Below are 21,852 nucleotides of genomic sequence, written 5' to 3'. Positions count from 1 at the left end.
TCCGGTAGAGACGCCCTCAAAACACGTCCTGGAGGTCATGGAATGCGCGACGAGTTCGCCAACTTGTCGGATTTGGAGCTTTTGTCTCTGATCCACCGAGCCCAAGAAGAGGTGGCTCGGCGCAAGGAGGCAGTTAAAGAGCGCCTGAGAGCCAAAATCGAAGAAGAGCTCAGACAGGCCGGATTGGGTCTAGGCGACATATTCCCGGAGTTCGAGGCGGACGGCCCACGAGATGATGCGCCGACCGAATCTCCAAAGCCACGCTTGGCGAAATTCAAGAATCACGTAAGCGGCGACGCCTGGTCAGGAAGGGGCCCGCACCCACCGCAATGGGTGAGGTCTGTTATGGCCGAGCGCGGATGGACCCTCGAGGAGTTCAAAGCCTCGGATGAATTCCTGGCTCAGAACTAGGCGCATACTTGCGCTGAACCCGCCCCGCGGTCTGCGTCGTCGTCGAAAGCACAGAGCGCGGCCTGCGAGTCTGGTGAAAGTTTCCAACACCTCCGGGCTGCCTCTACGTATTTCTCACAACTTGATAAGGAGCCCATTACCCGTCAGCCTGACAGGCTGTCTCCTTTTGCATGAAGCGGATTCCGACATGGACGAGCGCAGTCCGAAGCCGTTGATCGTGGCGATTGCCGGCCTCATCTCAGCAATCATGAGCTTCTATACGCCCCACGAAGGCCTGAGCGTCTCCCTGCTCGGCGTCGGGCTGATCACGGCGGGTTTCTGCGCCCTATATTGGCTCGCCGATCCCGACCAGAATCTGGATTGACGCGCACACGGCCCTGAATGCGCGGCGCCCGATACAACAGATGCTTCAGCGCTGAGCAAGGCACGCCGTCTCTTCGAGCGCCTCCCCGAGCGCCTCCAGGCTGGCCGGCTTGGTAATCTGCAGATCGAATCCCGCGGCGCGCGCGCGTTGAAAGACCTGCTCGCGCCCCCATCCGGTCAGCGCGACGAGCTTGACGCTGCGTCCCTCCGGCAGCGCGCGGATGCGTTGCGCCGTCTCGTAGCCGTCCATCTCGGGCATGCCGAGATCGAGCAGGACCAAATCCGGTTTGAACAGGGACAAGGCCGCGACTCCCGCAGCGCCGCTGTAAGCGACGCGCACGCTCGCGCCGGATATTTCCAGCAACGCCTTCTGGCTGTCGGCGACGTCGCGATCGTCGTCGATGACGAGAATGCGCAGACTCGTGCGCATCGTGTCGAAAGCCGCCCCCTGCTCGCGCGCTTCTGCGGCGGGCGCTGACAGCGCGGGCAGGCGCACGATGAAGGCGCTGCCCTGCCCGAGCCCCTCGCTCTGCGCCTCGATCGAGCCGCCGTGAAGCAGTATCAGATGCTTGACGAGCGCCAGACCAATGCCGAGGCCGCCCTGCGCGCGTCCCAAGGTCCGGTCGATCTGCGTGAAGAGATCGAAAACGCGCGGCAGCATTTCAGCCGGAATGCCCACGCCATTGTCCTTGACGACGATGCGCGCCTCGGCGCCCAACCGCTCGGCCGCAAGGCTGATCCAGCCGCCATGCTCGGTATATTTGGCGGCGTTGTTGAGAAGATTGGCGAAGACCTGCGTGAGGCGCACACAATCGCCTTCGACAATGAGCGGCGCATCCGGAATGTCGGCTTCGAAGACATGGCCGCCGGCGTCGATCATCGGCTTCGACATGTCGATCGCCTGCCGCAGAATGTCGGCCAGATCGACGCGCTGTTTCCGCAGATCGATTTTGCCACGGGTGACTCGCGATACTTCCAGCAAATCGTCGACGAGACGCACAAGATGCGTCACCTGCCGTTCGACCATCGACAACAGAGCCGCGTCCCGATCTCTCTTGCTCGAAGCGGCAAGCGCGTCATGACGCAGGACATGCACGGCGTTGCGGATCGGCGCGAGCGGATTGCGCAGCTCATGCGCGAGCGTCGCCAGAAACTCGTCCTTGTAAGCGTCCGCCTCGCGCAGCTTTTCGGTCGCCTCACGCAGACGCTTCTCCGCTTCCTCGCGTTCCGTGACGTCGATCGCGACGCCGCCTGTGCCTTTGGCGGCGCCTTCGGAGTCCGCGATAGCGAATTTGCTGACAAGGAAGTGATGGACGACGCCGTCGGTCTCCTTCAGCGTCTCAATCGCCGTAATGCCGGATTTGCTCTCACGCGCTTCTCCGTCATGGCAGCGAAATTGACGCGCTGCGTCGGCGTCGAAAATCTCCTCGTCCGTCTTGCCGTAGACCTGCTCGCGCGGGACCGGAAAGACGCGAAAGGCGGCGCAATTGGCGTAAGTGTAGCGCCCCTCGTGGTCTTTGATCCATGCAAGCCCCGGCAAGTGCCGCATGAAGCTCGCAAACCGTTCCTCGCTCTCGCGCAATCCTTCCTCGGCGCGTTTGCGCTCGGTGATGTCGGTGTGGCTGACGACGGCGGCGGCGGCTCCGCCATCGGCCCGCGCGGCGTTCATGACGAACCACAACGTCCCTTCCGGCGTCTGGCAGGGATATTCCATCGTAAACGCGCGCCGCTCACCGGCGAGCAGCACCCGAAGCCCCTCGAAAGCTTTGCTGGCGAAGCGGTCCCCCGCCGCCGCAGCGCCGCGGATAGCTTCCAGATAATTCATGCCCAGGAAGGTCGCGCTTGGCGCGAAACCATTCTCGCGGGCGAAGCGCTTCCAGGGTTCGTTGACGGCCAAAATCACGCCCGCCTGGTCGATCACCGCAATCTGGTGCGGCAAAGAGTCGAGAATCCCGCCGAGCAATGTGGCGCCTTCCCGCCGCGCCGCTTGGGCGATTTCATCGGCTTGCGCCTGCGCGAGCTGAATTTGAGCCGCGACCTCCCTCTTGCGCGCTCTGGTCTTGGCCTGTGTCAACGCCACGATGCCGAGCCCGATCACAATGAAAATCGCCAGGCGCAAGTGATCGCCCGGGAGCGCGATCATGAAGGAGCCGACCGGCTCCATGAAAAAAAATGCGGCGATCGCCGCCGACAGCGCAGTGGCGAGCAACGCGGGGCCCGCCTCGGAAGCCGCTGCGGCGAAGAGGACGGCAAGAAAGAAAGGCGCCATTGGCTGAGACTGAAGCTGATCGCTGAGCTTTACGCGCACCGCCGCCGCGATCCCTACCGCCAAAATCGCAATGCCGTAATCCAAGGCGCGCTGTGCGACGCGCTTCTCCGCATCCTGGTTCAACCGTCCGCTCCGGGCAAACTTTCGCAATCCTGATCGCTAAAGTAAGGGAAACTGTTTGAAAAGCTTAGCTTTATGGACCAACGCGCGACGCGCTGAGCCGCCACGACGTCTCGCGCCGCCAAGCCCTGGCCAGAAAGCGTCAGCCCCGCGCGTAAATACCGCCAGCTTCGATCTCGTCGTTCAATCTTTCGGCTTCGTCCCCGACCAAGGGGAGCGTGAAGCTGAAGATCGCGCCGCGGCCTTCGGGGTTCCCTTCGGCCCAGATGCGTCCGTGATGCGCCTCGATGATTTCGCGGGAGATCGACAGCCCCACGCCCATGCCGCTCGGCTTGGTCGTGGCGAAGGGCACGAACAAGTCGCTGCGCCTTTTTTCGGTCAGCCCGACGCCCGTGTCGGCGATGTCCACCCTGATGTCGGCGTCGGTCGAGCGCGTCGAAATCACGAGCCGTCGTTCGGAGACCGGCTCCATCGCCTCTTTCGCGTTGCGCATGAGATTGATCAAGACCTGCACGATCTGGACCCTGTCGGCGAGCACCTCATCTGAGGCGGCGCAGAGGTCGAGCGTGACGGCGATCTTCTTCTCTTTGGCGACGGACAGGATCGTCTCCATCGCTTCGAGGATCAATCCATGCATATTCGCCCGCACCTTGTCGGGCTCGCCATGCGCGATGAAAGACCGCAAGCGCGAGACGATCTCCCCCGCCCGCATCACTTGAGCGACAGTGTTGTTCACTGTGTCCAACACGCTCGCCGGCCGCTTTTCGGGCGCGAGCTCGAGCAATCGCGGCAGCACGCGCAGATAGGCCACCGTCGCGGCGAGCGGTTGGTTGATTTCGTGAGCAATGCCCAAAGCCATGGAGCGCATCATGGCAAGCTGCCCCCGATGCGCCTCCCGCAATCTGGCCTCTTTCTCCTTCAGCTCGGAGATGTCCAAAATAAACGCCACGCCATCGAGCGTGTGTCGATCAAGAAGGGCCCGTGCGACGAGGACCGGCAGGCGGCTTCCGTCCTTGCGGAAATATTCCTTTTCGGTTGGCCGCTCGTTCTTTCCCGTCTCGATCAACTCCACGATCGCCGCGTCATTCATGACGCGATACTCGGGCGGCGTGAGATCGCGCCAATTGATGCGGCCGGCGTTCAAATCCTCGCGCGTGTAGCCGAGCATTTGGAGATACCGATCATTCGCCTCGACGATCGTGGCGTCCTTGGCGTTGGCGTAGCAGACGCCGATCAGATTGGCGTCGAAAAAGGCGCGATGCCGCGCTTCGCTGAGGCGAAGCTCCTCTTCGGCGCGTTTTCTCGCCGTGATGTCGCAGACGTAGCCATGCCATATGATCGAGCCGTCCGGCTCGCGGTTCGGCATGGAGTGGACTTCGATCCATATCGCGCCCCTGACAGGGTGCAGGAAGCGATATTCCTCGTGATATTTCGTCAAATGCTCGGCTGACGCTGCGATCGCCGCGTCTATGCGCGCCACGTCGTCGGGATGGATACGCGCGCGCATCGTCGCGAGATCCGCTTTGCTCTCCTCGGGAGAAAAGCCGAAGATGTCCTCGAAATTCGCCGACCCATAGGGAAAGCACCCCGTTCCATCCGGGCTGAAGCGGAAGGACGCAATCGCACCCGGCATGGCGTCGACGCAGGCGGCCATCATGGCAGGCGCGCTCAGCTCGGCTGTTGAAGCGGCGCGCGATGTTTCTCCCTTATTCTGCCGCGTCCCTCGATGATCCGGGACCGGTCCAGCCTGGCCCGGCCGGAAGATTGTGTGAGGCATCGACGCTCCATGCTCTATCCGCGCAACCCGGCGCAAGTGTGCGCCGGATTCAGCTTTGTTGTCCAATATTTAGTGTGACAGCGCAGGGGCGCCTCCGCCTCCGACGCCCCTCGCGTGTCGACGCCATGCGGCCAGGCAAGACGATGGCCCAAAGCAGCAGGGAACCCTGTCCAGCCGATGGAAGTTAGCGCCCTGAAAGCTGGGTATGACCTCCTGACATGCCCGGCGTCCTGAAGCGCCTGCAGCCGGGTAATCACACGGGTAATCACATGGTCGAGGCCCTGACAACTGAACTGACGGATTACGCGCTCGCGGTATCCTATATGACGGTTCTGACAATATCCGTGACGGCCACGCTGATGGTGCGAGCCGCGACATTCCCTCTCATCCGAGGTTGAGTCCGTCGGCTCGCTTTAAGCCGCTCGCAACCCTCTCTGGGCACGCGCGTTGCAAACCGGCGGATCGCGAGGTCGCGCCATGGACGCCGTCGCCAGCAGGCTCAGGCCGGAACAGAGGCGTGTGGCAACTGTTCCCTGATGACAGGAAGCCTTCACCATGAGGAAAACCGCCATTCTACTATCCGTCTCTTTGTTTGCTTGGCTGCCGCAGCAGCCGGCCTACGCCAAGGGCTGCATCAAAGGCGCTCTGGTCGGTGGCGTTGTGGGGCACTATGCTGGCCACCATGGCGTTCTGGGCGCAGTCGCCGGATGTCTCTACGGCCGGCATGAAGCGCATAAATACGGAAGGCGTCCACAACCAAACGGCGGGTGGATAGCGCAGACGAACCATGCGCCGAAATCGTGGAAGACAGGTAGCTGAGCCGCACCCACGCGCACGGCAATGGCTGACAAGCGCTTGGCGCCAACACTCGAACAAATGACGTGGTTGGCTATTCAGTCACCAGGGCCTGCAAAGGCCCTGGGCTCACGCGCGTCGTGACGACGTCGTTCTCAGTAATAGGGATAGCCCCAGCCGCCCAACGCCCAAAACGGCGCCGTCGCCAAGCCCACCGCCGCGCCCGCGACAGCGCCGGCCGGGTTGTACCAGGGATAATAGCCGTAATGGCGGTAATAGCGGTAATGCCTGTGCCGCCAGTAATGATGATGATAATGGTGGTGACGCCAACGGCGGTAATGGGCCTGCTCCAGCGACGAAGACGTCCCGATGATCTCCGCCCTGGGGATGCTCATGACGCCCGCCTGAGCCTGGGGCGCGGGTTGAGCGAATCCGGCTACGACGCAAGCTGCCGCGAGGGTACAAGTTTTGATCGAGCCACGCATAACGGCCTCCTTGGGGTCGCGACGCGCGAAACTCGATTGAAGTCTTTGTGCAGCGTTCGTGAACCCTGCCGCCTAGCTAGATCGTCGATCACTTGGGGCAAGGGCAGGAGCGCATCTTCGTGATGCTCTCAGCGCCGGTCGAACTAGCGCAGGCACGCGCCGCGCCGCGCCCATTCCGCTTCCTGAGCGTCGGCCGGAGTGGCGGGCTCCGCATCGCAGGCCTTGAACACTTTGCCCCGCTCGCCCATCGACACGCCGGCCGGAAACTGCTCCTGCGCGACATAGAAGCCCGCCTCGAGGTCTTGGCCGACCTTGGCGCGCGCCGCCTTGATCGCGGGGCTGCTTCCCCCAGGCTGCGGCGCCGGAAGGTGATACCAGCGGCTGGCCGTCGTCAGATTGCACTCGCTTTGCGCGAGGCTTTTCGCGCAGACGAGAATCCAGGTCTGCATCCCGCCTTTGGCCGCGGCCGGGGCGATCATCGTCGCCGCAAAAATCCCGGCGAGAACATATTTCTTCATTGCGCCTTCCCTGAACTGTCGAATCGCCGCGCGATCATAGGATGAGAAAACCGGCCAGAAAGTGAAGCCGCCGTTCACAAGCGCTGATCTTTCTTCGCCGCGGCCACAGCGGCGCGCGCCTTGTCGACCGCCTCCGGGTGAGTTTTCTCCAGCATGCTCAGCACCGCCTCGAGCATTTCGATGTGGTCGACGGCCTCCTCGAGCGCGTCGGCGAGCGTCTGCAGCCGCTCGACAAGCTTGCTTTGCACCTTGCAACTCCTGTTCGCCACAAACCGGCTGGGTACAGCGCGATCGGCCCAAAGCGCAAGCGCGCGTTCCGGCGACGTAGCGCGCTCGCCGGGCGCCCTGGAGGAGACGGACGCACGGCGGTTGCCGAGATTATGCGCCCGCACTATCCTCCCCGCGCCCCGCGCATTCACGGAAAGCGCTTCTCGATAAGGAACTTCAGATGTCCAAGAGCCCAGAATCGGCAGGCGGCCACGCAGCCGGGCCTCATGCGGGAGAGCCGCAGGAGAACGTGCAAGAGCAGACCTGGGTAACGGCGCTCGAGGAAGGAATCGAGGAGATCAAGACGCAGCCGCCGGAAGTGCTGTTCGTCGACGTACTGAAGATCGACCTGCCCTATATCGTCATGCTGGCCATGGCTGTGATCGGCGTCGGTCTCGTCACTTTCACCGGCCAGTCCGTCGCCTGGTATTGGGAGCTGCTCACGCCGGTCTATTGCGGCATTTGCATATATATCGGCTGGCGACATGCGGAGACCAAGCACGAGCGAGTCAAGCTGGTCTGGACGCAAATCCTGCACTGGGCCGCCTTCCTCGCGGCGATGGCGCTGATTTATTCGCCGGCCATGCGCGCGCTGGTCGACGTCAACGCCACGGGCCTCAATCTGATGGTGATCCTGGCGCTCGCGACCTTCGTCGCCGGCGTTCACGCCGAGGCCTGGCAGATTTGCGTCGTCGGCCTGATCCTCGCGCTTTTCGTGCCGGGGATGGCGCTCATCCAACGCGGCTCGCTTTTCATCATGGTCGCTCTGATCGGAGTCGTCTTCGTCGGCGCCAGCCTGTGGTTCACGATGCATGCGCATCGGCGCGCGGCGAAGGAAGCCGCGTAGTCACCGTCGTCGCCGCAGGCGGCGCATAGCGCGCCCCGTCATTGCGAGGAGCGCAGCGACGAAGCAATCCAGAGCCGCTGTAGCTGCTCTTGGATTGCTTTGCTCCACTCGCAATGACGCCAAGAGCGGTTGCTCTGGCTTCCCGGCCGGGCCTTTGGCCCACCGGGAATGACAGGCGCCTCAGATTTTCGAGGTCTGCGCCGCGAGCGTGGCGCGAATGGCCTCGTCCATGGATTTTTCGAAAGAGGTGCGCAGCACCGTTCCGCCGACGCCCTTGAGGCCTTCCAGCACCTTGTCCGAGGTCATCTTGCGCACGAGGACGAAGAGCGCCGCGCCGCCCGGCGGAATCGCTTCCGCGACGTCCTTCATGAATTTGTCGTCGATTCCAAAATCGGTGAGCGCGCCGGAAACGGCGCCGGAGGCCGCGCCGAGCGCAGCGCCGGCCAAGGGCATCATGAAGATCAAGCCGATGAGCGCGCCCCAGAACATGCCGGAAACGCCGCCGATCGCCGTCGTATTGAAGAGCTGGTTGAGCTTGATGTGGCCTTCGGCGTCCTTAACGGCGACGACCGCGTCGCCCATCTCGATCAAATATTCCTTCTGCATCTGAAATAGCTTCTGCCTCACTTCCTCGGCCTTTTGCTCCGAGGAGAAAGCGATGACGAGCAGATCATTCATGAGAACTCTCCCGATAGGGCGGCGGCCTTCGACGGCGCGCCCGTTCCCGATCTAGTCGAGCACCGTTAAATTACAATGCAGGCCGGGAGCCCGGGACAAACAAAGCCATAGCTCGGCCACAACCGGCCAAAGCTGAGCTTACGCGCTTTAGGAATCTTTTACCTTGCGGCGCGGCGCCTGGCTGGCGCGGGAACCCGGCGCGGCGCGGCGAGCCAAAAGGCCAAAGGCGACAGCAGCGACGCCAACATCAGCAGATTGAACATCATTGGGCTTGCCTCCCTTATCGTCCGCCCGCGCCCTTAGAGGGGCGCGAGCGGGTCGTCACATTTTACTCGGTGAGGAGGGCGACGCCTTCCTTGCCGATCAGCGCATGGATGCGGCCGAGGATCTGCAGAACGACGCCGAACACGCCGAGCGCCATCCAGCCGAAGAACACGAAGCCCCAGTGCAGCGGCGCAACGAACAGCTCTTCCATGAACCAGAAGGTGTGGCCCCACTCGTTCAGGCCGACGTTCGGGATGATCATGAACGGGCCGATGGCGACGATCAGGAACGCCAGCGAGTAGCCATGAGCAAAATACGGAATGCGGGTCTTCGCATAGAAGAACGCGCCGACCGCGATCACCGAATAGATCGGGTAGCTCATGTAGAACTCGATGATGTGCGACGGCGTGAAGTCCGTGTCACGGATAACCGTCATGTGCCAGGTGCCGTCCTGCTCGGTGAAGAACGAGGCGCCCCAGTAGATGGCGATGCCGTAAACGACCAGCCACTGAACGAGGACCACCAGGCGGCGCATCTCTTCGCGCGGGGCCACGGCGTCGACGTTACGGTCGCGGGTCTTCCACAGGAAGCCGGCGAGCGCCAGACCGGAGACGAGCTCCAGCGGGATTTCGGTCCAAAGGATCGACATCCAGTAGGTCTGGAATTCCGGAGCGAACGAGTCGAGGCCGGCGCGCCAGCCGAAGACCTGCTCGTAAATGCGGACGATCAGATAGAAAACATTCAGAACCGCAAGGCCGATCCACATGCCGCGCAGATCGACTACGGATGTTTCGGCAGCCGCGCCGGCTGCGGTGCTTGTCGTCGAACTCATAAGATTTCTCCCTTGAATCGCTCTCGAGGGGCTCGCCCCCGAAGCTGACGCAGCGTGCGCGTCACAAGCCGTTTCGACAGCGACTTTGTCGCCGACGCAAAGGAAAAAACGGCTATCCGTCGGCGCAAAAGAAAAGGCCCGGCGCGTGGCCGGGCTCAGACTGTTGAGAAAGTGGCGATGACGCTCCTCGCGCTTCGAGACGCCTGCTGCGCAGGCCCCTCAGCATGAGGAGCTTCTGCATCTGCCTCAAACACTTAGGCCTCATCCTGAGGAGCGAGCGACGCTCGCGTCTCGAAGGACGAGGCCGCCTCGGAGGTTTGTCAACAAACTGAGGCCCGGCGCATGGCCGGGCCCTTCATCGTTCAAGTCGACGCCGATCAGACCGGCTGCGGCGCGACCCCGCCATCGACATCCGGCTCCGGCTTCTGCCCGGTCGTGGGCACAGCGGAGCCGCGCGGCGGCTGCGGCGTCGGGGCGCTCGTGTCCTCGCGCACGGGGCGCTTGCCGGTGAGCAGACCCTTCATCTCCTCGCCCGTCAGCGTCTCGAACTCCAAGAGGCCATTGGCCAGCATGTCGAGCTGCGCGCGCTTCTCGGTCATGATCTGCGTCGCCTTGTCGTAAGCCTCCTGCACCAGACGCCGCACTTCCGCGTCGATCGTCTGCTGCGTCTGCTCCGACAGGCTCTGCTGGCGCCCGAGCGAATAGCCCAGGAACTGCTCCTGCTGCGGCTCGGCGTAGGCCACCGTGCCGAGCTTATCGGAGAATCCGAGCTGCGTGATCATCGCGCGCGCCACGCGCGTGCACTGCTGAATGTCCGAGGCCGCGCCCGACGTCACCTTGTCGTGGCCGAACACCAGCTCCTCGGCCACGCGGCCGCCCATGGCGATGGCCAGCATCGCCGTGAGCTGCTCGAAGGTCTGCGAGACCTGGTCGCGCTCCGGCAGGCCCTGCACCATGCCCAGCGCACGGCCGCGCGGGATGATCGTCGCCTTGTGGATCGGCATCGCGCCGGGAACGGTGAGCTGCACCAGCGCATGGCCGCCCTCGTGATAGGCCGTGAGCTTCTTTTCCTCCTCGGTCATGGAGAGCGTGCGGCGCTCCGCGCCCATCATGATCTTGTCGCGCGCGTCCTCGAACTCCTGGTTCGTGACGATGCGCTTCGAGCGCCGCGCCGCAAGCAGCGCCGCCTCGTTGACGAGGTTCATGAGATCGGCGCCCGAGAAGCCCGGCGTGCCGCGCGCCACGACCTTGAGGTCGACGTCCGGCGCCAGCGGCACCTTGCGGGCGTGGACCTTGAGGATCTTCTCGCGGCCGATGAAGTCCGGGTTCGGCACCTGGATCTGGCGGTCGAAGCGGCCGGGACGCATCAGCGCCGGGTCGAGAACGTCCGGGCGGTTGGTCGCCGCGATGAGGATGATGCCTTCATTGGCCTCGAAGCCATCCATCTCGACGAGCAACTGGTTCAAGGTCTGCTCGCGCTCGTCATTGCCGCCGCCAAGGCCGGCGCCGCGATGACGGCCGACCGCGTCGATTTCGTCGACAAAGATGATGCAGGGCGCGTTTTTCTTGGCCTGCTCGAACATGTCGCGCACGCGGCTCGCGCCGACGCCGACGAACATTTCGACGAAGTCGGAGCCCGAGATCGAGAAGAACGGCACGCCCGCCTCGCCGGCGATGGCGCGGGCGAGCAGCGTCTTACCGGTGCCGGGCGGGCCGACGAGCAGCACGCCGCGCGGAATACGCCCGCCGAGCCGCTGGAACTTGCCCGGATCGCGCAGGAATTCGACGATTTCCTGCAAATCTTCCTTGGCTTCGTCGACGCCCGCGACGTCCTCGAAGGTGACGCGGCCCTGAGACTCGGTGAGCAGCTTCGCCTTCGACTTGCCGAAGCCCATGGCCCGGCCGCCAGCCCCGCCCTGCATCTGACGCGCCATATAGATCCACACGCCGATGAAGAGCAGCAGCGGCAGACCATTCACGAGCAGCGTCGACAGCCAGCTCGGATTGTCGCCCGCCGGCTTGGCGCTGATCTGCACCTTCTTGGCTTCGAGCTTCTGCACCAGCGACGGATCATTCGGCGCATAGGTCGTGAAGCTGCGATTGTCGCTGAAATGGCCGGAGATTTCATTGCCCGAGATCACCACGTCATGGACGCGGCCTTCGTCGATCTGCACGAGCAGCTCGCTGAACGTGATCTCACGCGCCGGCGTGCGAGTCTGCTGCTGCTGGAACATGGCAAACAGAATGCCTGCGACGGCGACGAAGACGACCCAAGGCAAATATTTCTTCCAATTCGCCTTCATTTGCACCTCCTGGGACGAGACCCGCTGTATCTGGGGGGCGCTTCGTCCGATTATTAGCCCTGCGGCTGAGGGCATAGCCCTCGCCTGCCTGGATATGTGGTTGCCCTCATCCTAGGTCAGGATGGCGAATTAGCCAAATCAGATCCATAATTCGCCTAAGATTCAATTGCTGCAGTGCAGGTCAGGTCATTGAGGCAGCCCCCCGAGCGTGTTCTCGAGCCCAACAACGCAATTTCAGGGCCAGCTCCCGAAGACCCGTAGAAACATCCCCGCGCGTGGGAAAGATTATGAGGGTGCAGATTATTTCTTAGGCATATTTTTGGGCCATTACTCGCCAGCCTAATTTGTAGGCAGCCTCAAACCCCCTGTTTTGCACCTTATTCAAAACAAAGCTTTGGGCAGCCGCTTGATCTGCGTCAGTCACCACTGGGGGATCGTCGTTGCGCCGCGGCGTGCGTCGTTCAGCGTTCATTTCGTTGACGCTCGGCCCGCGACGCTGCCGCTCGGAACGGCGCTCGAATACTCTTTTGGCGTGCATCGCAACAACTTTTCCCGCTTGCGCCTTTCGGGAAAGGGGCGCGTTATTTCGTCGCGCCCTTGATGGAATCCAAAAACAAAAAACCGTCAACGGCAAAGCAACAGGCAGAGGGAAGCGCCATGAACTCGTTCGCCGCCATCGTCTCGATCCTTGCCGCCGCCGCGGCCGTTACCTTCGCGATTACCGCTTACGTCAACTGATATGGAGACGCGCGTCCACCGGCGGACGCGCGTCGATGATCTCACGGCTCCCGACGCCGCGGGCGCTTCCTCGGCGCCGTTGGCGTTGCGCGCCCTGCCCTCCGCGATGGGCTTCGCCGCCGACCGCCCGGCTCTCTTGAGCTTTGCGCCAAAGCGTCCACGTCCCTGCGCAAATTTCTCAGCCAGTTGCGGCCCTTCTCATAACGTCGCCGCCGATCGAGCAGCGCGATCAGAAGCGCGCGCTCATCCAACGCGTCGAGCAGGGCGCAGGGATAAAAGCCTTGCGCGTTTGGGCCGCGCGGACGCCGACAGGCGTCCTCCAGCTTCGAGTCGCGTTGCGCCGATCTTTTGAGCGTCACATCCTGAAACATGCTTGGCCTCCTTCGCCGCCGGAAATTCCTTTCGCCTGTGAGGAAAAGGCCGAACCCCGCCGCGCCAGCACGGCCGCCCTGTCCTCAGGTTCGAGCGTGACGCTGCCGCCCGCCAGGCGCCCCACATGCGGATCCCAACCGGGCCCGACCTCGTAGAGGACCGCATAGGTCTCCACGCCGCCGATGGTTTGCGGAGGGCCCAGCGGCTCGCCGGCGCAGCCGACGCGCATCAGCATGCGATGCATGACGCGGTCGTAAACGGTGACGACATGCGTGAGCGCCGCCGCCTTGCCGATTTCGTTGAGCGCCATGCCGAGCTCGGCGGTGGCGCGGCTGATGATCCGCGAGTCGATCCCGACGTCGCCGGTCATTCGCACGGCGAAACGGCTGGATTCCCAAATGAGCGGACTTTGAATCCGCGCGCCCTCCGGCAGCAGTTGCGGGAAGGTGTCGTTCAGCATGTTGAAGCCGGTGGTGGGCAAGAGCCTCAGCCCGCCGATGACGCGCTCATTTTCGTCCAGGGACAGGACATAGAGCGGATCGAGCGCGTCATAGCCGTCTATTTCCCAACGGTTGATGACCGTCACCTGCCATTTGAGACGTTCGTAAAAGACGCCGCGCCGCAGCTTATGCATTTCATCGATGAGACGCGGGAAACGTCCGCGCCACTCTCCGGGTATGATCTTGATCATTTCCCAACCCCGCTTGCGTTTCTGCGGGCGAAAGCTGACTTGAACTTAACTATTTAATCACCTCCCAGAAATGGGGGGTCCTCCGTTATCCGGTCGATTACGTTTCTTCGCGAGCAGATGGTTCGGCTCGTAGGACATGCTGATGAGACCGAGCGCGAGCGCCTTCGCCACCGTATGCGTCGTGTTGGCGGTATTGAGCCGGGCGCGCGCAGATTCGAGGTGGAAACGGACCGTATGCGAGCTGATGCCGAGAATGCGGGCGATCTCGTCATCCGTCTTGCCGAGCGCCTTCCAACGCAGACAGGCGGCTTCGCGCTGCGGCAAATGAATAGGGGCTTCCGGCCCGGGCGCGCATGAGCGCAGCGCGGCTGCATGGAAGTTGAACGCCAGCATGACGAGATCGCGCAGCAATTCCTGCTTCAGGGACCGCCAGGCCGCGCCGGTCTCATTGCTCGTGACGGTAAAGAGCGCAAATTCTCCCGCGCGGCCACGCATCGGAATAGAGAGGCCATTCAGGCCCACGTCCAATTCCTGCGCCTCGCCGAAAAATTTTCGGATGACCGGGTCGCTGCGGTCGATCTCCGCCCAGTCGATGGGCAGAAAGCCGCCCAGTCCAGCGCGAACGATCGGGTCGAGATCGACGTAGCCGCTCTGGGCGTAATGCTTCTGCCATTCGCCGGAATAGGTGACCGCAAGGAGCGGCCGCGCGCCGCCGGGCGTCGGCATGTTCAAGGCTGCGTAAGCGCCATTATGGAGCCCCCGCTCCTGCAGGAAACGCTCCATAATTTTCGAGGCTGTTTCAATACGATCGGCCTGAGCCAGCCGATCGATGAGATCGAAGAAATCGTCGCTGTGCATGATGCAAAACGCGGGGTTGCAAAAGAAAGAAAGAGAATATTTGCCTCAACTCTACTCTCCAGTTTGAATGTAAACAACGAGAATTGGAGTCCTCTCGCGAATGCTCGGCGGCAAAGAAAAAGCCCGGCATTGCGGCCGGGCTCAAGTTTTTGGCGAAGTCTTTATTGGCTAATGCATTCCACCAAATCCGGGCGGCGGTCCTCCAAAACCTCCCCCGGCGCCATGCGGACCCGTGCCTTCTTTGTTCGGCTGAGGATGTGGCGGCGCTGCGGCTGGGCGCGGCGCCGGCGGCGCGGCTTGAGGCGGCGGCGCGGGCGGTTGTCGCATGAAGGCGGCGGGCGGCGCCGGCGAGGGCGCGGGCGGCGGCGCATGCATCGCGGGCGGCGCAATTTGATGCGTCTGCGGCGGCATGCCGTAGCCGGGCGGCGGCGCGGCGCGAACATGTGGCGCCGCCGCGCCTTCCGGCCGCGGGGGCATGGCGTCATTCGGAGCGGTCCGCATCGGCGGAACCGCGCCGCGCGGCGCCGTCTCCCGCAAACCGCCCGGAGGCTCCCGCATCGGCGAGGGCGCCATATGGGGCTGTCCGCCCGCCGGACCGCGCATCATCGGCTCATGTGCAGGCTCGATCGCCCGATGCGGCGCCGCAGTCGGGCCACCGAGGACGCCTTGCGGCGCCGGCGGATGCGGCTGCCCGGGCGCGAGGTTTTTCGGTCCCGGCCCATGGGGCGCCATCGCACCGGAAGGATCGAGCCCGCGCGCCGGACCCATCGCGGGCGTCCCTCGCGCCGGCTTGTCGCCAACTGGTCCCGCTGGTTCGCCGCCAAGCGGGGGAAGTCCGCCCGACCCAACGGGCGGCGAGGGGGCATGGCGTCCGCCAGCGCCGCCGATCGGCTCGCGGCCGGACGGAAGCTGCTCCGGCTGATGCGCCGCGCCAGGCGCCGCGTTGCGGCGAGCGGGCAAGGCTTGACCCGGCATCTCCGCTGCGGCGGGCGTATGCCCGCCGGGAGGCGAAAGAGGCGCCGCCTTTTCTGAGGCGCCCAGACCAGCGGGGCCAGCGCCAGCCGGCGTGGGAAGCACCTGATTTTTGAGCGCGCCCTCGGCCGCCGGCGGCGGCGTGAGCGGGGCGCCCGGCTTGCCGACCTGCGGCGCGCCGTTGGGATCGTGGGCCGCACCGCCTGCGGCCGGCGGAAGCGGCAGCGCATGATCCTTCAACGGCTGAGCGCCCGGCGACGTCGCTCCGGCGGGGCCCGCCGGCAAGGTCGCGGGCGCGCCGATTCCGTGCGGCGCGCCGACGGGCGCGTTTGGGTTAGGCGCTCCCGACCCGGCAGGCGGCAGCGCATTTGGCGCGACAGCCGCCGGGGCCGGCGCCAGCGGAGCGGCGCCGATCGGAGCCGCCGGGGCAGCGCCAGCAGGAACGCCTGCCGTCCCTCCCGGCGCCTGTGGCGTCGGTGTCACATAGGCAGGAGCGACCGGCGCCGGCGCTGTTGGAATAGCCCCCGGCGCGCCGATGGGCGGCTGGGGCGCGCCGGCGGGCTGGACCCCGTTGCGCTTGGCGATGAAGTTCGGCAGCGCCGCGCCGACGGCGACTGCAGCCGCCCCTACCCCCGCGGCGGTGAGCGTCTCCGTCGAGATGACGCCGCCGCCCGGCTTGCGCACGATGACATTATTGGCCTGCGGGTCCACGACCACGGAGTTGTGAGCGTTGGCGTAGATGAAATTATCCGGCGGCGGGGCGATGTAATCCGGCGCCCGCTGCCAGGCAGGGATCGGGACATATTGCGGCGCCGGTAGCGCATAGGGCTCCGCGATGACGACGGGCGGCGGCAGGACCACGAAATCCGGCGGCGGCGGCGGCAGCAGATAGACCGGCGGAGGCGGCGGCGGCGCGAAGCCCCACATCGGATCGTCGAAGAAGACGACCGGCTGCTCGACATAGATGATCTCGTCGGGCGGCGGCGGCGGATAATCATAGTCGATCATCGCGAAACGCGGCGGCGGCTCGAGCTCGTAGCGCAGCTCCGCAAGGCGACGGCGCGCGTCCCAGGCATGCGGGCCCTTGGGATAACGGCGCAGATAGGTCCAATAGGCGTTGGGCGTATCGACGACGCGCGACCGGCGCCAGGTCAGGGCCTCGCGCCGCGCCGCGAGAATGGCCCGCGCCCGCTTGGCGTAGGGCGCCGCAGGATAGGTCGCCACATAGTCCTGGTATCCCTGCAGCGTATCGCGGCGGATCGCCGCCGAGAAACCCGCTTCCGGCCCGAGCGCGCTGATCGGCTTCGCCAGCCGCGCCACATCCTCGCTGCGCACAGGCGCATTGGCCTCACGCTGGAAGAACAGGAAATCCGTGTCAACGCGCTGGGAATTCCACGGGATTTGCGCGCCTTTGGTGACATCCGAAACGCGCAGGCGCGTGTTTTCGAAGACATCCATCAGCGGCCGGCCGCCGTCGCGGATCATTTCCGCGAGCGCATGTGCGTAGGCGCCATAGTCGCCGGTCTCGCCCGGCGCGATTGTCCCCGGCGCGGCGTTATAGGCGAGCAGCGCCCTGCCCCCCGGCTCATAAAGCGCAAGGCCGCCGGCGAGCGGCTGGCCGGATAGTTGGAAGGGATTGGCGCGCGCGGCGTCGAGCGCGACAACGGCGAGCTTTGCGCCCGACGCCGAAAGCGGCTTCAAATAGTCGGAGACGCGCAGCGTGCGCATGGGGATGTCGACATCGCGCGCCAAAGCGGCGTCGACCGGCACGAGGTAATTTTCGCCTTCGAGCTGCAGGCCGTAGCCGGAGAAATAGACGAAGGCGACGGCGTCCGGCCCGGCGGCGGCAGTCTTGTCCAGGAAATCTCGGAACGCCTGTTTCAGCGCCGCCTCGTCGAGATCGCGCGCCCCGGTGACGTCGAAGCCCGCCGCCTGCAAGGTCTGCGCGACGAGCCCGGCGTCATTTGCGGCCGTGGGCAGCGGCTTCGCCGGATAGGCCGACTCGCCGATGACAAGCGCCAGCCGCCGTTCGGCGGCCAAGGCGCCCGATCCGGCGGCAAGCGCCAATAGCGCGGCCGCCGCAGCCAAGAGCGCTCGAATTCGAAGCATGCACAATCTCCCCTGGCTCCCCTGGAGTCGCTGACCCGAAGCATATTCTTGTTATTCAGCGTCTTTCGCTGAACCTGCGCTGAACGATAAGGAGCACGCAGAGGGCGGCAGAGCGGTGAGCTGCAGCCATTTTCTTGAACAATTTGTGGAATTTTTAAGCGATAGGCGCCCGCGTGGCGATCAATCGAGCAGTCTGACGCCCTGATAGGCGTCGCTTCGTATAGATATTGCGCAGGCTGGCACAAGCATTGCTGACAAAACGGCCATCCTGCTGGCAATGAAAGCAAAATGCTCGAATGAAGATCATCACCGCCATCATCAAACCCTTCAAGCTCGATGAAGTGCGCGACGCTCTTCTGGCCGTCGACGTCCATGGCATGACGACGACCGAGGTCAAGGGCTATGGGCGCCAGAAGGGCCACGCCGAGATCTACCGCGGCGCGGAATATATCGTCTCCTTCCTCCCGAAGCTGCAAATCGAAATCGCCACGACCGACGACCGCGTCGAGGGCGTCGTCGCGGCGATCCGCAAGGCCGCCTGCACCGGCCATATCGGCGACGGCAAGATTTTCATCACGCCGCTCGAAAGCGCCATTCGGATCCGCACCGGCGAGAAGGACGAGGAGGCGCTGTAGGGCGTCACCTGTGACAACAGGCCGTCATTGCGAGCGCAGCGAAGCAATCCAGAGCGTCATCCCAGCCCTGGATTGCTTCGTCGCTTCGCTCCTCGCAATGACGGCGGCGCCCCGAAGAAACGCTCAAAAATCAACCAAGAAGCTGAAAGCCCCCAATGAAGAAACTGTTCTCGGCGCTTGCGGGCGCCCTCATCGCCACCCCTGCCCTTGCGCAGGACGCCCCCAAGATCGACGGCGCCGACACGTCCTTCATGATCGTCGCGACCGCGCTCGTGCTGATGATGACGCTGCCCGGCCTCGCGCTTTTCTACAGCGGCATGGTGCGCAAGAAGAACGTGCTGGCGACAATGGCGCAGAGCCTCATCGCCACGGCGGTCGTCTCGCTGCTGTGGATCGCCATCGCCTACAGCCTCGTCTTCTCGGGCGACGGCCCCGTGATCGGCGATACGGCGCGCGTCCTGCTCTCGGGCGTGGGGATCGACACGGTGAGCCCGCTCGCCAAGAGGATTCCTGAAATCCTCTTCATGGCCTATCAGATGACCTTCGCGGTCATCACCTGCGCGCTGGTCGGCGGCTCGGTCGCCGAGCGCATGAAGTTTTCCGCCTTCATCGTCTTCAGCGTCGTCTGGCTCTTTATCGTCTATGTGCCCTCGGCGCATTGGGTGTGGGGCGGCGGCTTCCTGCAGAAGATGGGCCTCCTGGATTTCGCCGGCGGCACGGTGGTGCATATCAACGCCGGCGTCGCGGGCCTCGTCTGCGCGCTGGTGATGGGCAACCGCGTCGGCTTTGGGCGCGAGAACCTCTCGCCCTTCGACGTCTCGCTCGCCGTGGTCGGCACCGGGCTCCTTTGGGTCGGCTGGTTCGGCTTCAACGGCGGCTCGGCGCTCGGCGCCAATTCGCGCGCGGTCTTCGCCATCGTCGCCACCCATCTCGCCGCCTGCTCGGGCGCGCTGGTGTGGAGCGGGCTGGAGTGGCTCGAACGCGGCAAGCCCTCCGTGCTCGGCGTCATCTCCGGCGCGGTCGCGGGGCTTGGCACCATCACCCCCGCCTCGGGCTATGTGCTGCCCTGGCATGGCGTGGTCATCGGACTGATCGCCGGCGGTGTCTGCTATTGGTTCTGCACGGTCGCCAAACACAAATTCAACTATGACGACACGCTCGACGTCTTCGGCGTCCATGGCGTCGGCGGCATCATGGGCACGCTGATGGCCGGCGTCTTCGCGACCCGCGCGATCACGGCCTCGGACAGCGATCCGGGCGTGGCGGGGCTGCTCGAAGGCGACGCGCATCAATTCGTGGTGCAGGCGATCGGCGTCGGCGTGACGATCGGCTGGTGCGTGATCGGGACGCTGATCTCGCTGAAGATCGTGTCGCTCTTCACGAGCCTGCGCGTGACCGGCGACGACGAGCGCGAGGGGCTGGACATCGCGTTGCATGGCGAGGCGCTGCATCATCAGTAGCGGGCCGGTGTATGTAAAAATGGCCCTCTCTCCGGGAAGCCGGTGGGAGGGCCTTCGTTTTTCGACCAACTGCCGGCGCCTATAGCCCCCGCACCTCCGCCGCGCCCATCCTTTTCGCCGCTTTCGCTAGTCGCGCATCGAAGGTCGCGAAGGCCTCGCTCTGCCCCATTTGCGCGAGATGCAGCGCGTCAGCAAAATCCATCCCGGCTTCCGCCCAGGCGATGGCCTTCGACAGCGCGCGCGGGTCCTGGATCACGACGGTTTTTAGGCCCGCGAATGCGCGGAAGGCTTTCAGGAGCCGCTCCCGCTCGAACCGATAGGCGCTGCGTAGAACCCATTCGGCTTCGAGCAACACGGTCAACGCCACGAAAATCGTTTCCTGCTCGATCAGCGCCCGCGCCTTCAGCGACTGCTCGGGATCATCCTTCACCAGGAAGCGCACGAGCACATTCGTATCAATCGCGAGCATGACGACGCTTCGCCTCTGCAAGGACGGCGGCGTCCATCTCCTCGATCGTCTTGGCGGGGCCGGCGTATTCGAGCATGCCGAAGACATCCTCGACACGCGTAGGGGCAAAGAGCGGGGCCTCTTTCAGCAAAACGCCCTCGGGCGTTTCCTCTACGGTCAAAGCGGCCCCAGCATCCCAATTCCGGCTTTTTCGGATTGATTTGGGAAGGACAACCTGCCCTTTCGTCGACAGCCGCACCGTTCGCTTTTCGGCGGAACCCATTTGACCACCTCAAAAGTAAGACGCGGTAAGATAGCCCAGATCATGGGGTGGCCGCAATATGCGGTATTAAGATACCATAACGCTCGCGCACCTTGTTTTCTGGGCGACACAGACCGAACAATCCATATTATTTGCTTGACCCCCGCCCCCGCATCCAATATCCACCCGCATCCGAACAGTTCGTTCAGACGGAACTCGCATCCCATGTTTGGCAAGACCTATTCGGCGAAGCCCGCCGACATCGAAAAGAAATGGGTGCTGATCGACGCCTCCGGGCTCGTCGTCGGCCGCCTCGCTTCGCTCATCGCGCTGCGCCTGCGCGGCAAGCACAAGGCCACCTTCACCCCCCATATGGACGATGGCGACAACATCATCGTCATCAACGCCGACAAGGTGGTGCTGACCGGCCGCAAGCGCGACCAGAAGGTCTATCACTATCACACGGGCTTCCCGGGCGGCATCAAGGAGCGCTCGGCCAAGTTCCTTCTCGAAGGCCGCTTCCCGGAGCGCGTCCTGGAGAAGGCCGTGCAGCGCATGCTGCCGCGTGGCCCGCTCGGCCGTCAGCAGCTCGGAAACCTGCGCGTCTACAAGGGCGCCACGCATCCGCACGAGGCGCAGAGCCCCGTGACGCTCGACGTCGCCGCCCTGAACGCCAAGAATAGCCGGAGCGCCTGATTATGGCCGAGACCACCCTTTCCTCGCTCGCCGACCTCAATCAGGCGGCCGTCGCCGCCGCGGTCGAAGCGCCGAGATACGAGCAGAAGCTCGACAAGTATGGCCGCGCCTACGCCACCGGCAAGCGCAAGAACGCCGTCGCCCGCGTGTGGATCAAGCCGGGCTCCGGCAAGATCACGGTCAACGGCCGCGACATCGAAGTCTATTTCGCCCGTCCGGTGCTGCGCATGATCCTGCAGCAGCCGCTCGGCGTCGCCAAGCGCGTCGACCAATATGACGTCATGGTGTCGGTCGCCGGCGGCGGACTCTCGGGCCAGGCCGGCGCGGTGCGCCACGGCCTCGCCAAGGCGCTGACCCATTACGAGCCCGAGCTGCGCTCGGCGCTCAAGAAGGAAGGCTTCCTCACCCGCGACTCCCGCGTGGTCGAGCGCAAGAAATACGGCAAGCGCAAGGCTCGCCGCAGCTTCCAGTTCTCGAAGCGCTAAAGCGACAGGCGCCGCGGCGCCTTCCCTCGAATCACCGATGCGACGAAGCCGGGCTCTGCCCGGCTTCAGTTTTTTGGCAAACCACCGAGGCGGCCTCGTCCTTCGAGACGCGAGCGTCGCTCGCTCCTCAGGATGAGGCCTAAGTGTTTGACGCAGATGAAGAAGCCCCTCATGCTGAGGAGCCTGCGCAGCAGGCG

At 64.2% G+C, this 21,852-nt stretch carries 23 protein-coding genes; 9 read left to right on the top strand and 14 right to left on the bottom strand.

Going from position 1 to position 21,852, the window contains the following annotated elements; translation table 11 throughout:
* Window positions 1-42 precede the first annotated feature (42 nt).
* Window positions 43-411 carry an H-NS histone family protein gene (locus tag QMG84_RS08780; protein WP_202074226.1) on the top strand — a complete coding sequence of 123 codons (369 nt, stop codon included), beginning with the start codon at window positions 43-45 and terminating at the stop codon, window positions 409-411.
* A 187-nt stretch (window positions 412-598) separates the two neighbouring features.
* Entirely contained in the window at window positions 599-775 is a 177-nt protein-coding gene (locus tag QMG84_RS08775; protein WP_202074225.1) for a hypothetical protein, read from the top strand.
* A 45-nt stretch (window positions 776-820) separates the two neighbouring features.
* On the opposite strand, the gene QMG84_RS08770 is transcribed toward QMG84_RS08775, so the two are convergent.
* Together QMG84_RS08770 and QMG84_RS08765 are read right to left on the bottom strand one after the other, a co-directional pair.
* A complete protein-coding gene (locus QMG84_RS08770; RefSeq protein WP_281931844.1) occupies window positions 821-3,166 on the bottom strand; it encodes a PAS domain-containing protein in 2,346 nt (781 codons plus the stop codon).
* Window positions 3,167-3,305: 139 nt separating this feature from the next.
* On the bottom strand, window positions 3,306-4,820 hold the full coding sequence (locus QMG84_RS08765; protein WP_281931843.1) for a PAS domain-containing protein: 1,515 nt from the start codon (window positions 4,818-4,820) through the stop codon (window positions 3,306-3,308).
* A gap of 675 nt (window positions 4,821-5,495) precedes the next feature.
* Here QMG84_RS08765 and QMG84_RS08760 point away from each other — a divergent pair.
* Window positions 5,496-5,759: a hypothetical protein gene (locus QMG84_RS08760; RefSeq protein ID WP_281931841.1), complete on the top strand. Its 264-nt coding sequence runs from the start codon at window positions 5,496-5,498 to the stop codon at window positions 5,757-5,759.
* Window positions 5,760-5,890: 131 nt separating this feature from the next.
* On the opposite strand, the gene QMG84_RS08755 is transcribed toward QMG84_RS08760, so the two are convergent.
* From QMG84_RS08755 to QMG84_RS08745, 3 genes are all read right to left on the bottom strand, one after another.
* On the bottom strand, window positions 5,891-6,130 hold the full coding sequence (locus QMG84_RS08755; protein WP_281931839.1) for a hypothetical protein: 240 nt from the start codon (window positions 6,128-6,130) through the stop codon (window positions 5,891-5,893).
* A 233-nt stretch (window positions 6,131-6,363) separates the two neighbouring features.
* On the bottom strand, window positions 6,364-6,738 hold the full coding sequence (locus QMG84_RS08750; protein WP_281931837.1) for a hypothetical protein: 375 nt from the start codon (window positions 6,736-6,738) through the stop codon (window positions 6,364-6,366).
* A gap of 74 nt (window positions 6,739-6,812) precedes the next feature.
* A complete protein-coding gene (locus QMG84_RS08745) occupies window positions 6,813-6,986 on the bottom strand; it encodes a hypothetical protein (RefSeq protein ID WP_281931835.1) in 174 nt (57 codons plus the stop codon).
* A 200-nt stretch (window positions 6,987-7,186) separates the two neighbouring features.
* Between QMG84_RS08745 and QMG84_RS08740 the strand changes: the two genes are divergently transcribed.
* A complete protein-coding gene (locus QMG84_RS08740) occupies window positions 7,187-7,852 on the top strand; it encodes a TgpA N-terminal domain-containing protein (protein WP_281931833.1) in 666 nt (221 codons plus the stop codon).
* 180 nt (window positions 7,853-8,032) lie between these two features.
* On the opposite strand, the gene QMG84_RS08735 is transcribed toward QMG84_RS08740, so the two are convergent.
* The 4 genes from QMG84_RS08735 to QMG84_RS08720 all read right to left on the bottom strand — a co-directional run bounded on the left by QMG84_RS08735 (window position 8,033) and on the right by QMG84_RS08720 (window position 12,467).
* On the bottom strand, window positions 8,033-8,530 hold the full coding sequence (locus QMG84_RS08735; RefSeq protein ID WP_202074219.1) for a DUF1269 domain-containing protein: 498 nt from the start codon (window positions 8,528-8,530) through the stop codon (window positions 8,033-8,035).
* 328 nt (window positions 8,531-8,858) lie between these two features.
* On the bottom strand, window positions 8,859-9,626 hold the full coding sequence (amoC, locus tag QMG84_RS08730) for a bacterial ammonia monooxygenase, subunit AmoC (RefSeq protein ID WP_281931830.1): 768 nt from the start codon (window positions 9,624-9,626) through the stop codon (window positions 8,859-8,861).
* Between the two features lie 377 nt (window positions 9,627-10,003).
* Window positions 10,004-11,929 carry an ATP-dependent zinc metalloprotease FtsH gene (ftsH, locus tag QMG84_RS08725; protein ID WP_202072829.1) on the bottom strand — a complete coding sequence of 642 codons (1,926 nt, stop codon included), beginning with the start codon at window positions 11,927-11,929 and terminating at the stop codon, window positions 10,004-10,006.
* Between the two features lie 307 nt (window positions 11,930-12,236).
* Window positions 12,237-12,467: a hypothetical protein gene (locus QMG84_RS08720; protein WP_281931827.1), complete on the bottom strand. Its 231-nt coding sequence runs from the start codon at window positions 12,465-12,467 to the stop codon at window positions 12,237-12,239.
* A 62-nt stretch (window positions 12,468-12,529) separates the two neighbouring features.
* Between QMG84_RS08720 and QMG84_RS08715 the strand changes: the two genes are divergently transcribed.
* Entirely contained in the window at window positions 12,530-12,667 is a 138-nt protein-coding gene (locus QMG84_RS08715) for a hypothetical protein (RefSeq protein ID WP_281931825.1), read from the top strand.
* A 355-nt stretch (window positions 12,668-13,022) separates the two neighbouring features.
* Here the strand turns inward: QMG84_RS08715 and QMG84_RS08710 are convergent, their stop codons facing one another.
* From QMG84_RS08710 to QMG84_RS08700, 3 genes are all read right to left on the bottom strand, one after another.
* Window positions 13,023-13,730: an acyl-homoserine-lactone synthase gene (locus QMG84_RS08710; protein ID WP_281931824.1), complete on the bottom strand. Its 708-nt coding sequence runs from the start codon at window positions 13,728-13,730 to the stop codon at window positions 13,023-13,025.
* 57 nt (window positions 13,731-13,787) lie between these two features.
* Complete coding sequence (locus tag QMG84_RS08705; RefSeq protein ID WP_281931823.1) at window positions 13,788-14,588, bottom strand: helix-turn-helix transcriptional regulator; 801 nt, start codon at window positions 14,586-14,588, stop codon at window positions 13,788-13,790.
* A 168-nt stretch (window positions 14,589-14,756) separates the two neighbouring features.
* On the bottom strand, window positions 14,757-17,669 hold the full coding sequence (locus QMG84_RS08700) for a caspase family protein (protein WP_281931822.1): 2,913 nt from the start codon (window positions 17,667-17,669) through the stop codon (window positions 14,757-14,759).
* Window positions 17,670-17,965: 296 nt separating this feature from the next.
* Here QMG84_RS08700 and QMG84_RS08695 point away from each other — a divergent pair, with 296 nt between their 5' ends.
* Together QMG84_RS08695 and QMG84_RS08690 are read left to right on the top strand one after the other, a co-directional pair.
* Window positions 17,966-18,304: a P-II family nitrogen regulator gene (locus tag QMG84_RS08695; protein ID WP_281931821.1), complete on the top strand. Its 339-nt coding sequence runs from the start codon at window positions 17,966-17,968 to the stop codon at window positions 18,302-18,304.
* 155 nt (window positions 18,305-18,459) lie between these two features.
* Window positions 18,460-19,764, top strand: coding sequence for an ammonium transporter (locus QMG84_RS08690; RefSeq protein ID WP_281931820.1), 1,305 nt, complete (start codon window positions 18,460-18,462; stop codon window positions 19,762-19,764).
* A 79-nt stretch (window positions 19,765-19,843) separates the two neighbouring features.
* Here QMG84_RS08690 and QMG84_RS08685 read toward each other — a convergent pair whose 3' ends face one another.
* Window positions 19,844-20,233: a type II toxin-antitoxin system VapC family toxin gene (locus tag QMG84_RS08685; protein WP_281931819.1), complete on the bottom strand. Its 390-nt coding sequence runs from the start codon at window positions 20,231-20,233 to the stop codon at window positions 19,844-19,846.
* The gene (locus QMG84_RS08680) at window positions 20,220-20,495 is read right to left on the bottom strand and encodes an AbrB/MazE/SpoVT family DNA-binding domain-containing protein (protein ID WP_202072821.1); all 276 of its coding nucleotides are present in this window, start codon (window positions 20,493-20,495) and stop codon (window positions 20,220-20,222) included. Before QMG84_RS08680 ends, QMG84_RS08685 begins: the two co-directional genes overlap by 14 nt.
* Before the next feature lie 204 nt (window positions 20,496-20,699).
* On the opposite strand from QMG84_RS08680, the gene rplM reads away from it, so the two are divergent.
* Complete coding sequence (rplM, locus tag QMG84_RS08675; RefSeq protein ID WP_281931818.1) at window positions 20,700-21,170, top strand: 50S ribosomal protein L13; 471 nt, start codon at window positions 20,700-20,702, stop codon at window positions 21,168-21,170.
* A 2-nt stretch (window positions 21,171-21,172) separates the two neighbouring features.
* Window positions 21,173-21,655, top strand: a complete 483-nt coding sequence (gene rpsI / locus QMG84_RS08670) for a 30S ribosomal protein S9 (protein ID WP_202072819.1) — start codon at window positions 21,173-21,175, stop codon at window positions 21,653-21,655.
* The last annotated feature ends 197 nt before the right edge of the window (window positions 21,656-21,852 follow it).

Origin of the sequence: Methylocystis iwaonis (genome assembly GCF_027925385.1) — a bacterium.
Taxonomy (GTDB): Bacteria; Pseudomonadota; Alphaproteobacteria; order Rhizobiales; family Beijerinckiaceae; genus Methylocystis; species Methylocystis iwaonis.
The sequence above is the reverse complement of the archived record's forward strand: the minus strand, read 5'-3'. Positions and strand labels throughout refer to the sequence as shown.